This is a genomic window from Citrobacter sp. wls708 (assembly GCF_005281255.1).
Classification (GTDB): domain Bacteria; phylum Pseudomonadota; class Gammaproteobacteria; order Enterobacterales; family Enterobacteriaceae; genus Citrobacter; species Citrobacter werkmanii.
The window spans coordinates 328664-343449 of record NZ_SZXE01000015.1 but is presented as its reverse complement, the minus strand read 5'-3'; the positions used below and the strand labels follow the sequence as shown (position 1 = coordinate 343449).

At 52.7% G+C, this 14786-nt stretch carries 14 protein-coding genes; all 14 read left to right on the top strand.

Annotation, left to right across the window (positions count from 1 at the left end; translation table 11 throughout):
• The first annotated feature begins 42 nt into the window (after positions 1–42).
• The 14 genes from wcaA (at position 43) to wzxC (ending at position 14783) form a co-directional block, all read left to right on the top strand.
• Positions 43–885, top strand: coding sequence for a colanic acid biosynthesis glycosyltransferase WcaA (gene wcaA, locus FDW97_RS06955; RefSeq protein ID WP_069323489.1), 843 nt, complete (start codon positions 43–45; stop codon positions 883–885).
• A gap of 2 nt (positions 886–887) precedes the next feature.
• Positions 888–1376: a colanic acid biosynthesis acetyltransferase WcaB gene (gene wcaB, locus FDW97_RS06950; protein WP_038641791.1), complete on the top strand. Its 489-nt coding sequence runs from the start codon at positions 888–890 to the stop codon at positions 1374–1376.
• Positions 1373–2590 carry a colanic acid biosynthesis glycosyltransferase WcaC gene (gene wcaC / locus FDW97_RS06945; RefSeq protein WP_110497476.1) on the top strand — a complete coding sequence of 406 codons (1218 nt, stop codon included), beginning with the start codon at positions 1373–1375 and terminating at the stop codon, positions 2588–2590. The genes wcaB and wcaC overlap by 4 nt, the downstream gene beginning before the upstream one ends.
• The gene (wcaD, locus tag FDW97_RS06940; RefSeq protein ID WP_038641784.1) at positions 2565–3782 is read left to right on the top strand and encodes a colanic acid polymerase WcaD; all 1218 of its coding nucleotides are present in this window, start codon (positions 2565–2567) and stop codon (positions 3780–3782) included. The genes wcaC and wcaD overlap by 26 nt, the downstream gene beginning before the upstream one ends.
• Positions 3783–3787: 5 nt before the next feature.
• Positions 3788–4534, top strand: coding sequence for a colanic acid biosynthesis glycosyltransferase WcaE (wcaE, locus tag FDW97_RS06935; protein WP_087855957.1), 747 nt, complete (start codon positions 3788–3790; stop codon positions 4532–4534).
• 9 nt (positions 4535–4543) lie between these two features.
• The gene (gene wcaF, locus FDW97_RS06930) at positions 4544–5098 is read left to right on the top strand and encodes a colanic acid biosynthesis acetyltransferase WcaF (protein ID WP_137350813.1); all 555 of its coding nucleotides are present in this window, start codon (positions 4544–4546) and stop codon (positions 5096–5098) included.
• 24 nt (positions 5099–5122) lie between these two features.
• Positions 5123–6244 carry a GDP-mannose 4,6-dehydratase gene (gene gmd, locus FDW97_RS06925; protein WP_038641779.1) on the top strand — a complete coding sequence of 374 codons (1122 nt, stop codon included), beginning with the start codon at positions 5123–5125 and terminating at the stop codon, positions 6242–6244.
• Positions 6245–6246: 2 nt separating this feature from the next.
• Positions 6247–7212: a GDP-L-fucose synthase gene (locus tag FDW97_RS06920; RefSeq protein ID WP_038641777.1), complete on the top strand. Its 966-nt coding sequence runs from the start codon at positions 6247–6249 to the stop codon at positions 7210–7212.
• Positions 7213–7214: 2 nt separating this feature from the next.
• Entirely contained in the window at positions 7215–7694 is a 480-nt protein-coding gene (locus FDW97_RS06915; protein ID WP_137350812.1) for a GDP-mannose mannosyl hydrolase, read from the top strand.
• Positions 7691–8917: a colanic acid biosynthesis fucosyltransferase WcaI gene (gene wcaI, locus FDW97_RS06910; protein WP_137350811.1), complete on the top strand. Its 1227-nt coding sequence runs from the start codon at positions 7691–7693 to the stop codon at positions 8915–8917. The genes FDW97_RS06915 and wcaI overlap by 4 nt, the downstream gene beginning before the upstream one ends.
• Complete coding sequence (gene cpsB, locus FDW97_RS06905) at positions 8917–10353, top strand: mannose-1-phosphate guanyltransferase (RefSeq protein ID WP_038641772.1); 1437 nt, start codon at positions 8917–8919, stop codon at positions 10351–10353. Before wcaI ends, cpsB begins: the two co-directional genes overlap by 1 nt.
• Positions 10354–10483: 130 nt before the next feature.
• Positions 10484–11854 (top strand): colanic acid biosynthesis phosphomannomutase CpsG, encoded by a 1371-nt coding sequence (gene cpsG / locus FDW97_RS06900; RefSeq protein WP_137350810.1) that lies wholly within the window; start codon positions 10484–10486, stop codon positions 11852–11854.
• A gap of 54 nt (positions 11855–11908) precedes the next feature.
• The gene (gene wcaJ / locus FDW97_RS06895) at positions 11909–13303 is read left to right on the top strand and encodes an undecaprenyl-phosphate glucose phosphotransferase (RefSeq protein ID WP_038641768.1); all 1395 of its coding nucleotides are present in this window, start codon (positions 11909–11911) and stop codon (positions 13301–13303) included.
• Position 13304: 1 nt separating this feature from the next.
• A complete protein-coding gene (gene wzxC, locus FDW97_RS06890) occupies positions 13305–14783 on the top strand; it encodes a colanic acid undecaprenyl disphosphate flippase WzxC (RefSeq protein WP_137350809.1) in 1479 nt (492 codons plus the stop codon).
• The last annotated feature ends 3 nt before the right edge of the window (positions 14784–14786 follow it).

Genomic DNA, 14786 nt, shown 5'->3' with positions numbered 1-14786 from the left:
ATAAGCGTAGCGCCATCAGGCAACTTTATTTGGGAAACGAAAATGACGACAGAAAACCCACTCATTTCAATTTATATGCCAACCTGGAATCGCCAACAGCTGGCCATTCGGGCGATTAAATCGGTGTTGCGCCAGGACTATCCTCACTGGGAGATGATCATCGTGGATGACTGTTCTTCCTCGTATGAGCAACTACAGCAGTTCGTTGAGGAACTGAACGACCCACGCGTGTGCTATACGCATAACGCGACGAACTCTGGGGCCTGCGCGGTACGCAATCAGGCCATCATGCAGGCTAATGGGCAATATATTACGGGTATTGATGATGATGATGAATGGACGCCGAATCGCCTGAGCGTGTTTCTGCAGCATCGTCATCAACTGGTTACGCACGCGTTTCTGTATGCCAATGATTATGTTTGTGAAGGCGAAGTGTATTCGCAACCGGCCAGTCTGCCGCTCTATCCGAAGTCAGTTTACTCCCGACGCAAGTTTTACAAGCGCAATATTATTGGTAATCAGGTGTTTACGTGGGCATGGCGTTTTAAAGCATGCCTGTTCGATACCACACTGAAAGCCGCGCAGGATTACGACATTTTTCTCAGGATGGTGGTGGCGTACGGCAAACCGTGGAAGGTCAAAGAGGCGACGCAGATCCTGCATGTGAACCACGGTGAGATGCGCATTACCTCGTCACCGCATAAATTCTCCGGCTACTTTCAGTTCTATCGTAAGCACAAAGGTAAATTTGACCGGGCGAGTAAGAAATATCAGCTGTTTACGCTCTATCAGATCCGCAATAAACGAATGAACTGGCGCACGCTGCTGACGTTGCTTTCCATTCGCAACAGTAAGCGTCTGGCCGACGGACTGCGAGGACGCTAAGTATGCTGGAAGATTTACGTGCGAACGGCTGGAGTCTGCGCCCCTGCTGCATGGTAGTGGCCTATCGGATTGCCCATTTTTGCTCCGTCTGGCGTAAAAAAAATATCTTGAACAACCTGTGGGCTGCGCCGGTGCTGGTGTTGTATCGCCTGATCACTGAATGCCTGTTTGGTTATGAAATTCAGGCCGCTGCATCTATCGGTCGTCGTTTCACTATCCATCATGGTTATGGCGTAGTGATCAATAAACACGTGGTGGCAGGGGACGATTTAACCCTGCGCCACGGTGTCACCATTGGCAATCCTGGCGGCAAAGATTTGTCCTGTCCGGTCATCGGTAACGGTGTCGAACTGGGGGCCAACGTCACTGTGCTCGGCGATGTCGCTATTGGCGATAACGTGACCATTGGCGCCGGGAGCGTGGTAGTGGATAGCATCCCTGACAACACGCTGGTGGTGGGCGAGAAAGCACGAGTGAAGGTAACAAAATGAATATCTTACAATTTAATGTGCGACTCGCAGAGGGTGGAGCGGCAGGTGTGGCGTTAGATCTGCATCTTCGCGCGCTGGCGAAAGGGTTGACGTCACGCTTTGTGTACGGCTATGGCAAAGGCGGCAAGAAAAGCGCCAGCCACGGTAATTATCCGCATGTTATCAAACATACGCCGCGCCTGACGTCGGCGGCGAATATTGCGCTATTTCGTTTCGCTAACCGCGACCTGTTTGGCAATCTTAACAGTTTATATCGTACGGTGACCCGCACATCCGGCCCGCTGGTACTGCATTTTCATGTGCTGCACAGTTACTGGTTGAACCTGGAAGAGGTCGTGACCTTTTGTGAAAAGGTGAAGGCGCATAAACCGGACATCACCTTTGTCTGGACGCTGCACGATCACTGGAGCGTGACCGGGCGTTGCGCTTTCACAGACGGGTGTGAAAGCTGGAAAACCGGCTGCCAGAAATGCCCGACGTTAAGCAATTATCCGCCGGTAAAAATCGACAAAGCCCATCAGCAGGTGCCCGCTAAGCGGCAGAGGTTTCGCGACATGTTAGCGCTTGGCTGCCAGTTTATCTCTCCCAGCCAGCATGTGGCCGACGCGTTCAACAGTCTGTATGGCATGGGGCGCTGCCGCATTATTAACAACGGTATTGATGTGGCAACCGAAGCCATTCTTGCCGAACTGCCCGCCAGACATGAACCACACGGCAGACCGAAAATCGCGGTGGTGGCTCATGACCTGCGCTATGACGGTAAAACCAATCAGCGCCTGGTGCAGGAGATGATGGCGCTCGGGGAAAAAATTGAGCTGCATACCTTCGGCAAATTTTCTCCCTTTGCTGGCGATAACGTCATCAATCATGGCTTCGAAAGCGATAAGCGAACGTTGATGAGTGCGCTTAACGAGATGGATGGACTGGTGTTCAGCTCCCGCGTTGATAATTACCCGCTGATTCTGTGCGAAGCGCTTTCCATCGGGGTACCGGTGATTGCTACGCACAGCGAGGCGGCACAAGAGGTACTGGCGAAAGCGGGCGGCAAAACGTTCAGTGAAGCGGATGTATTGCGGCTGGTACAACTGAAAAAATCAGACATTGCGCAGGCGGTATTCGACACGTCGCTTGCCGCGTTCAGCCAGCGCAGCCGGGTGGCATACAGTGGACAACAGATGCTGGAGGAATATGTCTCGTTCTATCAGAATCTGTAGCTATCTGCTGCTACCGCTGCTTTATCTGCTGGTTAACGTCAAACTTGCCCAACTTGGCGAGAGCTTCCCGATAACGATTGTCACATTCTTGCCCGTTCTGCTGTTGCTGTTTGTCGAGCGCATCAATATTAAAAAATTAATGATTGCGCTGGGCGTGGGGGGAGGATTGACGGCGTTTAACTACCTGTTCGGTCAATCGCTGAATGCCAGTAAGTACGTCACGTCCGCGATGCTGTTTGTCTATACCGTGGTGATTATTGGCATGGTGTGGAGTATTCGCTTCAAAACCATTTCGCCGCATAACTATATTAAGATCCTGCGCTTTTTCTGGCTGGTTGTCGGGCTGGTGGTAGGGTTAGCGGCAGTTGAAATGGCGCAGATCATTCTCAGCGGCGGCAGCAGTTTAATGGAAGTTATTTCGAAATATCTTATTTACAGTAACAGCTATGTTCTGAACTTTATTAAGTTTGGCGGAAAACGCACCACTGCGCTTTATTTCGAACCGGCATTCTTCGCTCTGGCGTTAATCTCAATTTGGCTCAGTATCAAACAGTTTGGTATCAAAACGCCTAAGTCCGATGCTATGATTCTGGCAGGGATAATATTATCAGGGTCGTTTTCCGGGGTGATGACGTTTATTTTGTTTTATCTCCTGGAGTGGGCGTTTCAGTACCTGAATAAGGATGCGATTAAAAAGAAGTTGCCGCTGGCGATAATCTCATTAAGCGTGTTTTTAGTCGGTGTGATATTTGCGTTTCCGTACATCGCAACGCGCCTTGGGGATTTAGGCACCGAGGGGTCATCATCGTATTATCGAATCGTGGGGCCGCTAGTGATGGTCGGTTATTCGTTAATGCATGTTGATGGCGTAGTAAGATTCGGTTCGCTTTATGAATATGTCGCGTCATTCGGAATTTTTAACGGTGCGGATGTGGGTAAAACGATAGACAATGGTTTGTATCTGCTGATTATTTATTTTTCGTGGTTCGCCGTGATATTAACCCTGTGGTACATGGGGAAAGTCATGAAGATGATGATCACTGCTTTTGGTGATAATCAGAATTATCGGGTGCAGCTATATCTTTTTACGCCGCTGTCGCTGTTTTTTACAGGGTCAGTATTTAGTCCGGAATACGCGTTTTTAATTGTGTGTCCGTTTATTTTGCGCAAGGCGCTGAATATCGCGAGGTAAATCACATGCTGCTTAGTATTATTACCGTCGCCTTTCGCAATCTGGAAGGGATCGTCAAAACTCACGCCTCGCTGGCACACCTGGCGCAGGCAGGCGATATCAGTTTTGAGTGGATTGTTGTTGATGGCGGCTCCTCTGACGGTACGTCGGCGTTTCTTGAAGGTCTCGGTGGAGAGCACCGGTTACGGTTTGTCAGCGAACCGGATAACGGCATTTATGATGCGATGAACAAAGGCATTGCGATGGCGCGCGGGCGCTTTGCGCTGTTCCTCAATTCCGGGGATATTCTGCATGCCGATGCGGCTCAGTTCATCCGCCAGTTAAAAACGCAGAGTGATAAAGCCATGGTTATCGGCGACGCGTTGCTGGATTTTGGCAATGGCAACAAAATTAAGCGCCGGGCAAAGCCGGGTTGGTATATTTATCACAGCCTGCCAGCCAGCCATCAGGCCATCTTTTTTCCGCTCTCAGGACTGAATGTCTGGCGCTATGATTTGCAATATAAAATATCGTCAGATTACGCGCTGGCTGCCAGACTATATAAATCTGGTTACGCTTTCAAAAAACTGGACGGGCTGGTGTCGGAGTTTTCGATGGGCGGAGTGTCAACGACGAATAATCTGGAATTATGCCGCGATGCAAAAAAAGTTCAGCGGCAGATATTACATATGCCAGGTTTTTTGACTGGGGTTTCTGAATATTTACGGCTGCGTACAACCGGTAAAACAAAAACCTTATATGGCAAAACGTAAGGGCACATTATGCAGGATTTAAGCGGCTTCAACGTGCCGAAAGGTTTTCGCGGTAGCGGTGTCATTAAAGTGCAATTATGGTGGGCGGTACAGGCAACACTGTTTCGCTGGTCACCCCAGGTAATGTATCGCTGGCGTGCGTTTTTATTACGAATATTCGGTGCGAAAATAGGAAAAAACGTAGTTATTCGACCTTCAGTAAAAATTACTTATCCGTGGAAATTAACCCTGGGAGATTATGCCTGGGTGGGTGATGACGCGGTTTTATATACGTTGGGTAATATTACGATTGGCGCACACGCGGTTATTTCGCAAAAAAGTTATTTATGTACCGGAAGTCATGATTACGCCAGCCAATATTTTGATATTAACGCCACACCGATTGTGGTTGGCGATAAATGCTGGCTGGCGACAGATGTCTTTGTCGCGCCAGGCGTGACGATTGGCGATGGCACCGTCGTTGGAGCACGCAGCAGCGTATTTAAATCGCTGCCAGCAAATGTCGTTTGTCGGGGAAACCCCGCAGTAGTCACGCGCGAACGCGTCGAGAAAGTTACTCCCTGAGGGGATCATTTAAGAGGTAATAACATGTCAAAAGTCGCTCTCATCACTGGCGTAACCGGGCAGGATGGTTCTTACCTGGCAGAATTCCTGCTGGAAAAAGGGTATGAAGTGCACGGCATTAAGCGTCGCGCTTCATCATTCAACACCGAACGTGTGGACCATATCTACCAGGATCCACATTCAAGCAACCCCAAATTCCATCTGCACTATGGCGATTTAACGGATTCATCCAACCTGACCCGTATTTTAAAAGAGGTCCAACCGGATGAGGTCTATAACCTGGGCGCCATGAGTCATGTCGCGGTGTCGTTTGACTCACCGGAATACACCGCGGACGTCGATGCAATAGGTACGTTGCGTTTGCTGGAGGCTATCCGCTTCCTTGGTCTGGAAAAGAAGACCCGTTTCTATCAGGCCTCCACCTCAGAACTCTACGGCCTGGTACAGGAAATTCCGCAGAAAGAGACCACGCCGTTTTACCCGCGTTCGCCCTATGCGGTGGCTAAGCTCTACGCCTACTGGATTACCGTTAACTACCGCGAATCTTACGGTATGTATGCCTGTAACGGCATCCTGTTTAACCACGAATCTCCACGCCGTGGTGAAACTTTCGTCACCCGTAAAATCACCCGCGCCATTGCCAACATCGCTCAGGGCCTGGAGTCGTGCCTGTACCTGGGCAACATGGATTCGCTGCGTGACTGGGGGCATGCCAAAGATTACGTCAGGATGCAGTGGATGATGCTGCAGCAGGATCAGCCGGAAGATTTCGTCATTGCCACCGGCGTGCAATATTCCGTGCGTCAGTTTGTAGAAATGGCGGCGGCGCAACTGGGTATCAAACTGCGTTTTGAAGGTGAAGGCGTGAATGAAAAAGGCATTGTGGTTTCCGTGACCGGACACGATGCGCCAGGCGTGAAACCCGGGGACGTGATAATCGCCGTCGATCCGCGCTATTTCCGTCCGGCAGAAGTAGAAACGCTATTGGGCGACCCGGCCAGAGCACATGAAAAACTTGGCTGGAAACCGGAAATTACGCTGCGCCAGATGATCTCTGAAATGGTCGCTAACGACCTTGAAGCAGCGAAGAAACATTCCCTGCTGAAGTCGCACGGTTACGAGGTTGCCATCGCGCTGGAGTACTGAGGATGAAGAAACAACGTATTTTTGTGGCGGGCCATCGCGGGATGGTGGGGGCCGCCATCGTAAGACAGCTGGCCCAACGAGATAATGTCGAACTGGTGCTGCGTACCCGAGATGAGCTTAACCTGCTGGATGGAGACGCGGTGCGTCACTTCTTCGCCGCTGAACGTATTGACCAGGTGTACCTGGCGGCGGCAAAAGTGGGTGGGATCGTGGCCAATAACACTTATCCCGCTGATTTTATTTACGAAAATATGATGATTGAGAGCAACATTATTCATGCGGCGCATCTGCATAACGTGAATAAACTGCTGTTTCTCGGATCATCCTGTATTTATCCCAAACATGCTAGCCAGCCAATAGCCGAAAGCGAACTCTTGCAGGGGCAACTGGAGCCAACCAACGAGCCGTATGCGATTGCCAAAATAGCCGGCATCAAGCTGTGTGAATCGTATAACCGTCAGTATGGCCGTGATTATCGCTCGGTGATGCCGACGAATTTGTACGGGCCGCATGACAACTTTCATCCAAGCAATTCGCATGTGATCCCGGCGCTGCTGCGCCGCTTTCACGAAGCCTGCGAGCAAAATGCGCCGGATGTGGTGGTGTGGGGAAGCGGCACGCCGATGCGCGAGTTTCTGCATGTGGATGATATGGCGGCGGCCAGCATCCACGTAATGGAGCTGGCTCATGAAGTCTGGCAGGAATATACCCAGCCGATGCTGTCGCATATCAATGTGGGTACCGGCGTGGACTGCACCATCCGTGAACTGGCCCAGACCATTGCCAAGGTAGTGGGTTACAAGGGGCGCGTGGTGTTTGACGCCAGCAAACCGGACGGGACGCCGCGCAAATTACTCGACGTTACGCGTTTGCATCAGTTGGGCTGGTATCACGAGATATCACTTGAGGCAGGGCTTGCCAGCACCTGGCAGTGGTTCCTTGAAAACCAGCAGCGTTATCGGGGGTAAGCATGTTTTTACGTCATGAGGATTTTGCCACCGTCGTACGTTCAACCCCGCTGATTTCTATCGACTTGATCGTGGAAAACGCCGAGGGAGAGTTTCTGCTCGGTAAGCGTCTCAATCGTCCGGCGCAGGGCTACTGGTTCGTTCCCGGCGGTCGTGTGCAAAAAGATGAATCGCTACATGCGGCTTTTGAACGGCTGACTGAAGCTGAGTTGGGGTTGCGTCTACCGCTGTCCACCGCTGAGTTTTATGGTGTCTGGCAGCACTTCTATGACGACAACTTTTCCGGGGATGATTTCTCAACGCATTACATCGTGCTGGGATTTCGTCTGCGCGTATCAGAAAACGACCTGCAACTGCCTGATGCACAACATGATGCCTACCGCTGGCTGGCGGCGACAGAGATTCAGGCCAGTGACAGCGTACACGCCAACAGCCGGGCTTACTTCTGCCAGGCAAGCCAGAGCGGAGTACCTGGGCTATGAGGATCCTGGTGTATGGCATTAACTACTCGCCGGAGCTGACCGGTATTGGCAAGTACACCGGTGAAATGGTGGAGTGGATGGTGCAACAAGGTCATGACGTGCGGGTGATCACCGCACCGCCTTATTATCCGCAATGGAAAGTTAATGGTCGCTATTCATCCTGGCGCTATCGTCGCGAGGAGGGGGATGCCACCGTCTGGCGTTGTCCGCTGTATGTGCCTGAGCAACCCTCAACGCTCAAGCGCCTTCTGCATTTGGGCAGTTTCGCCCTGAGCAGTTTCTTCCCGCTGCTGGCGCAACGTCGCTGGAAACCGGATCGCATCATCGGCGTGGTGCCGACGCTGTTTTGTACGCCGGGGATGCGCTTGCTGGCAAAACTCAGCGGCGCGCGCACGCTGCTGCACATTCAGGATTATGAAGTCGATGCCATGTTGGGACTTGGCATGGCAGGCAAAGGCAAGCGCGGTATGGTGGCGAAACTGGCCAGCGTGTTTGAACGCAGTGGTTTGCACAGCGTGGACAATATTTCGACGATTTCCCGTTCCATGATGCGCAAAGCCATGGAAAAAGGCGTTGCGCCACGCAAGGTTATTTTCTTTCCCAACTGGTCGGAAGTGGCGCGCTTTCGTGACGTGACCGACGCCGATGCTTTGGCGTTGCGCCAGAAACTGGGATTGCACGCGGATCAAAAAATCATTCTCTACTCGGGCAATATCGGTGAAAAGCAGGGGCTTGAGAGCGTCATCGACGCGGCGGCCCAGTTGAGTGAGCAACCCTGGCTGTTTGCGATCGTCGGGCAGGGCGGGGGCAAAGCGCGACTGGAGACTATGGTCAGCGAACGCGACCTGCGCAACGTAATGTTCTTTCCGCTGCAATCTTATGAAGCGCTGCCTGCGCTGCTCAAGCTCGCGGACTGTCATCTGGTCGTACAAAAGCGTGGTGCGGCGGATGCAGTACTGCCGTCCAAACTGACTAATATCCTCGCCGTTGGCGGTAACGCGGTGATTACCGCTGAGCCTGAGACCGAATTGGGTCAGTTGTGTGACGCTCATCCTGGCATCGCTGTGTGTGTCGAGCCGGAATCAGTCAATGCGCTGGTTGGCGGGATTCAACAGGCGCTAACCATGCCAAAAGTTAACACGGTGGCACGTGAGTATGCCGAACGCACGTTGGATAAAGAAAACGTGCTGAATCAATTTATTGCTGATATTCGGGGTACATGATGAGTCAAAACAAACTCTTTCCGGTAGTCATGGCCGGTGGCTCGGGTAGCCGTTTATGGCCGCTGTCCCGCGTACTGTATCCAAAGCAGTTCCTGTGTCTGAAAGGCGATCTCACCATGTTGCAGACGACGATTTGCCGTCTGAACGGTGTGGAGTGCGAAAGCCCGGTTGTTATCTGTAATGAACAACACCGTTTTATCGTTGCGGAACAGTTACGGCAACTGCACAAACTGACCGAGAACATTATTCTCGAACCAGCCGGACGCAACACTGCGCCAGCCATAGCGCTGGCTGCGCTGGCGGCAAAACGTCAGTGTCCGGGTGACGATCCGCTGCTACTGGTGCTGGCGGCCGATCATATGATTGCCGACGAAGAGGCATTTCGCGAAGCGGTTCGCAATGCGATGCCGTATGCCAGTGCGGGTAAGCTGGTGACGTTTGGTATCGTCCCGGACCAACCGGAGACTGGCTACGGCTATATCCGTCGAGGCGAGGTTTCACCGTCGAATACTGACGCGGTGGCTTTTGAGGTGGCGCAGTTTGTTGAAAAACCCAATCTGGAAACCGCACAGGCGTATGTGGCAAGCGGCGACTACTACTGGAACAGCGGGATGTTCCTGTTCCGGGCAGGCCGTTACCTGGAAGAATTGAAAAAGTATCGTCCCGATATTCTTGAGGCCTGCGAAAACGCCATGAGCACCGTCGACCCCGATCTCGATTTTATTCGCGTTGATGAACAGGCGTTTCTCGCCTGCCCGGAAGAGTCTGTGGACTATGCGGTAATGGAACGTACGGCCGATGCGGTGGTGATGCCTATGAATGCAGGCTGGAGCGATGTCGGCTCCTGGTCATCATTGTGGGAAATCAGCGCCCATACTGCTGAAGGTAATGTGCATCACGGCGATGTCATTAGCCACAAAACGGAAAACAGCTACGTCTATGCCGAATCCGGGTTGGTGACGACCGTCGGGGTGAAAGATCTGGTGGTGGTGCAGACCAAAGACGCGGTACTGATTGCCGATCGCAACGCGGTACAGGATGTCAAAAAAGTGGTGGAGAAAATTAAAGCTGACGGGCGCCATGAGCACCACATTCACCGCGAAGTTTATCGTCCGTGGGGCAAATATGACTCCATTGATGCCGGAGACCGTTACCAGGTCAAGCGAATTACCGTCAAGCCTGGCGAGGGATTGTCCGTGCAGATGCATCATCATCGGGCTGAGCACTGGGTTGTGGTTGCAGGCACCGCGAAAGTGACAATTAATGATGATATCAAACTGCTCGCTGAAAACGAGTCTGTCTATATTCCGCTGGGAGCGACCCACTGTCTGGAGAACCCCGGAAAAATCCCGCTCGATCTGATTGAAGTACGCTCCGGATCTTACCTCGATGAGGATGATGTGGTGCGGTTTGCGGACAGATACGGGCGCGCCTGATGCCGGATGCGCTTATCCGGCCTGCAACAGCGTAGGCTCGGTAAGGGAAGCGCACCGGGCAATGCATTAACACTTATTAAAAAGGCTCATTAAGAGTCAGGGCCTCCTGTTGCCTGAAAAAGGGTAAATCATGACAAAACTGACCTGTTTTAAAGCGTATGACATCCGCGGCCGACTGGGCGAAGAGTTAAATGAAGAGATTGCGTGGCGTATTGGCCGCGCTTACGGCGAGTTTCTGCAGCCGAAAACCATCGTCCTCGGTGGCGATGTCCGCCTGACCAGCGAGGCGCTGAAGCTGGCGCTGGCGAAAGGCCTGCAGGATGCAGGGGTGGATGTGCTGGATATTGGCATGTCGGGCACCGAAGAGATTTATTTCGCCACTTTCCATCTTGGCGTTGATGGCGGCATTGAAGTGACCGCCAGCCATAATCCGCTGGATTACAACGGCATGAAGCTGGTGCGGGAAGGGGCGCGGCCCATCAGCGGCGATACCGGTCTGCGCGACGTGCAGCGTCTGGCGGAAGCGAATGACTTCCCGGCGGTTGATGAGAGCAGACGTGGCCGCTACCAGCGGATCAATCCTCGCGATGCCTACATCGACCACCTGCTGGGTTATATCAATCCCGGCAACCTGAAACCGATGAAGCTGGTGCTCAATTCCGGTAACGGCGCGGCAGGCCCGGTGGTGGATGCCATTGAAGCCCGTTTTAAGGCGCTGGGCGTGCCGGTCGAGTTCATCAAAATTCACAACACGCCGGATGGCAATTTCCCCAACGGAATTCCCAACCCTCTGCTGCCGGAGTGCCGGGCAGACACGCGTAACGCGGTGATTGCACACGGTGCGGATATGGGGATTGCCTTTGACGGGGATTTTGACCGCTGCTTCCTGTTCGATGAAAAAGGCCAGTTCATTGAGGGGTACTACATTGTCGGTCTGCTGGCGGAAGCGTTTCTGGAGAAGAATCCGGGGGCGAAAATTATCCACGACCCGCGCCTGTCCTGGAACACCGTGGATGTGGTGACGGCGGCAGGCGGTAAACCGGTGATGTCAAAAACCGGACACGCGTTTATTAAAGAGCGGATGCGCCATGAAGATGCCATTTACGGCGGCGAGATGAGCGCGCATCACTATTTCCGCGATTTTGCGTACTGCGACAGCGGGATGATCCCGTGGCTGCTGGTGGCGGAGCTGCTGTGTCTGAAAGGACAGTCGCTGGGCGAGCTGGTCCGTGACCGGATGGCGGCATACCCGGCGAGTGGAGAAATAAACAGCACGCTGGCGGAGCCGACGGCAGCGATAGCGCGGGTGGAGCAGCACTTTTCCCGGGAAGCGCTGACGGTGGACAGAACGGATGGCATCAGCATGTCGTTTGTCGACTGGCGTTTCAATTTACGCTCTTCCAATACCGAACCGGTGGTGCGCCTGAACGTGGAATCGCGCGGAGATATTCCGTTGATGGAAGCGCGAACGCGCACTCTTCTGGCGTTGCTGAATCAGTAATGCCGGTGCTTCCTTTGCCCGGTTATGGGCCAAAGGCGACTAACAGGAACCACGATGACACATCTAAAGAAGCGCGAACGCGCCAAAACCAATGCGTCGTTAATTTCGATGGTGCAACGTTTTTCGGATATCACCATCATGTTTGGCGGGCTATGGGTAATCTGCGAATTAAGCGGTTTGCCTTTCCTGTACATGCACCTGCTGGTGGCGTTGATTACGCTGGTGGTTTTTCAGATGCTCGGCGGGATAACGGATTTTTATCGCTCATGGCGCGGCGTCAAAATATCCACTGAGCTGGTGCTGTTGCTGCAAAACTGGACACTGAGCCTGATTTTTAGCGCAGGTTTAATTGCCTTTAATAACGATTTCGATAACCGTCTTGCGGTCTGGCTGGCGTGGTATCTACTGTCAAGCGTGGGGCTGGTGTTGAGCCGTTCGTTTATTCGCTACGGTGCGGGATGGCTGCGTAATCGCGGTTACAACACCCGCCGGGTAGCGGTGGCAGGCAACCTGCCCGCCGGGCAAATGCTACTGGACAGCTTTCGCCATGAACCGTGGCTGGGGTTTGAAGTAGCCGGTGTCTATCACGATCCTGTTCCAGGGAAAAACTCCCGCGACTGGGCCGGGAATCTGCAACAACTGGTGGATGACGCTAAAGCTTCACGCATTCATAACGTCTATATCGCCATGTCGATGAACGATGGTGCCAGTGTGAAAAAACTGGTGCGCGATCTGGCCGACACGACCTGCTCAGTGATCCTCATCCCCGATGTCTTTACCTTCAACATCCTGCATTCACGGATTGAAGAGATGAACGGTGTTCCGGTGGTGCCGCTGTATGACACGCCGCTCTCGGGCATTAACCGTCTGTTGAAGCGTGCGGAAGATATCGTGCTGGCCTCGCTGATCCTGCTGCTGATTTCTCCGGTGCTGTGTGGCATTGCGTTACTGGTGAAACTGACCTCAAAAGGACCGGTAATTTTCCGCCAGACCCGTTACGGCATGGATGGGAAGCCGATCAAAGTCTGGAAGTTTCGTTCAATGAAAGTGATGGAAAACGACGCGGTGGTGACGCAGGCGACGCAAAACGACCCACGCGTGACGCCGGTGGGGAATTTTCTGCGCCGGACGTCGCTGGATGAGTTACCGCAGTTTATTAACGTGCTGACGGGAGGGATGTCTATCGTCGGGCCACGTCCGCACGCGGTGGCGCATAACGAACAGTACCGCCAACTGATTGAGGGTTACATGTTACGTCATAAGGTGAAGCCGGGCATTACCGGTTGGGCGCAAATCAACGGCTGGCGGGGGGAAACCGATACGCTGGAAAAAATGGAAAAACGTGTGGAATTTGACCTCGAATATATTCGCGAGTGGAGCTTATGGTTCGATATCAAAATTGTTTTTCTGACGATATTTAAAGGCTTTGTGAACAAAGCGGCGTATTAACATGAGTTTACGAGAAAAAACGCTGAATGGCGCGAAGTGGTCGGCAATTGCCACGGTGATCATTATTGGCCTCGGACTTATCCAGATGACCGTCCTGGCGCGGATTATTGATAATCACCAGTTCGGGTTGTTAACCGTGGCGCTGGTGATCATTGCGCTGGCCGATACGTTGTCTGACTTTGGCATTGCCAACTCCATTATTCAGCGCAAAGAGATTGGCTACCTTGAACTGACCACCTTGTACTGGCTCAATGTCGGACTCGGTATTGTGGTATGCGTGACGATGTTTCTGCTTGGCGAGACAATTGCCAGCGTACTCAATAACCCCGAACTGGCTCCGCTCATCAAAACGTTATCACTGGCGTTTGTGGTGATACCGCACGGCCAGCAGTTTCGCGCGCTGATGCAAAAAGAACTGGCCTTTAACAAAATCGGCATGATTGAGACCAGTTCGGTGCTGGCCGGTTTTACCTTTACCGTGGTGAGCGCCCATTTCTGGCCGCTCGCGCTGACGGCTATTCTTGGGTATCTGGTGAACAGTACACTACGTACGCTGCTGTTCGGCTATTTTGGTCGCCAGATTTACCATCCGGGGCTGCATTTCTCGCTGGCTTCCGTTTCGTCAAACCTACGTTTCGGCGCATGGCTGACGGCGGATAGCATTATTAATTATATCAATACCAATCTTTCTACGCTGGTGCTGGCCAGAACGTTGGGGGCAAGCGTCGCGGGGGGATTCAATCTTGCCTGGAACGTGGCGGTTGTACCGCCAATCAAACTGAACCCGATCATTACCCGCGTTCTGTTTCCGGCGTTTGCCAAAATTCAGGACGACAGCGAAAAACTGCGGGTGAATTTTTACAAACTACTGTCGGTGGTCGGGATCATCAATTTTCCGGCGCTGCTGGGATTAATGGTGGTATCGAACAATCTGGTGCCGCTGGTATTTGGCGAGAAGTGGAACGGTATTGTCCCCGTCCTGCAATTGTTGTGCATTGTCGGGCTACTGCGCTCTGTCGGGAATCCGATCGGTTCACTGCTGATGGCGAAGGCGCGGGTTGATATCAGCTTCAAATTCAATGTGTTCAAAACCTTTCTGTTTATTCCGGCCATTTTCATCGGTGGACATCTGGCGGGGGTGACAGGCGTGACGCTGGGCTTTTTGCTGGTTCAGGTGATTAACACCATTCTCAGTTATTTCGTGATGATCAAACCTGTTCTGGGTTCCAGCTACCGTCAGTACATGCTCAGTCTGTGGCTACCGTTGTATCTCTCCTTGCCAACCGTGGTTGTGAGCTATGCGCTGGGTTTTATGCTGCGCAACCAACTGCCGCTAAGCACATTGCTGGGGATCCAAATAGCGGCAGGGGCGCTGGCGTTCGCGGTGATGATTGTGCTGTCGCGCCATCCGCTGGTGGTGGAAATAAAACGCCAGCTCTGTCGCAGTGAAAAAATGAAAACCTTGCTCCGTGCAGGATAAGAA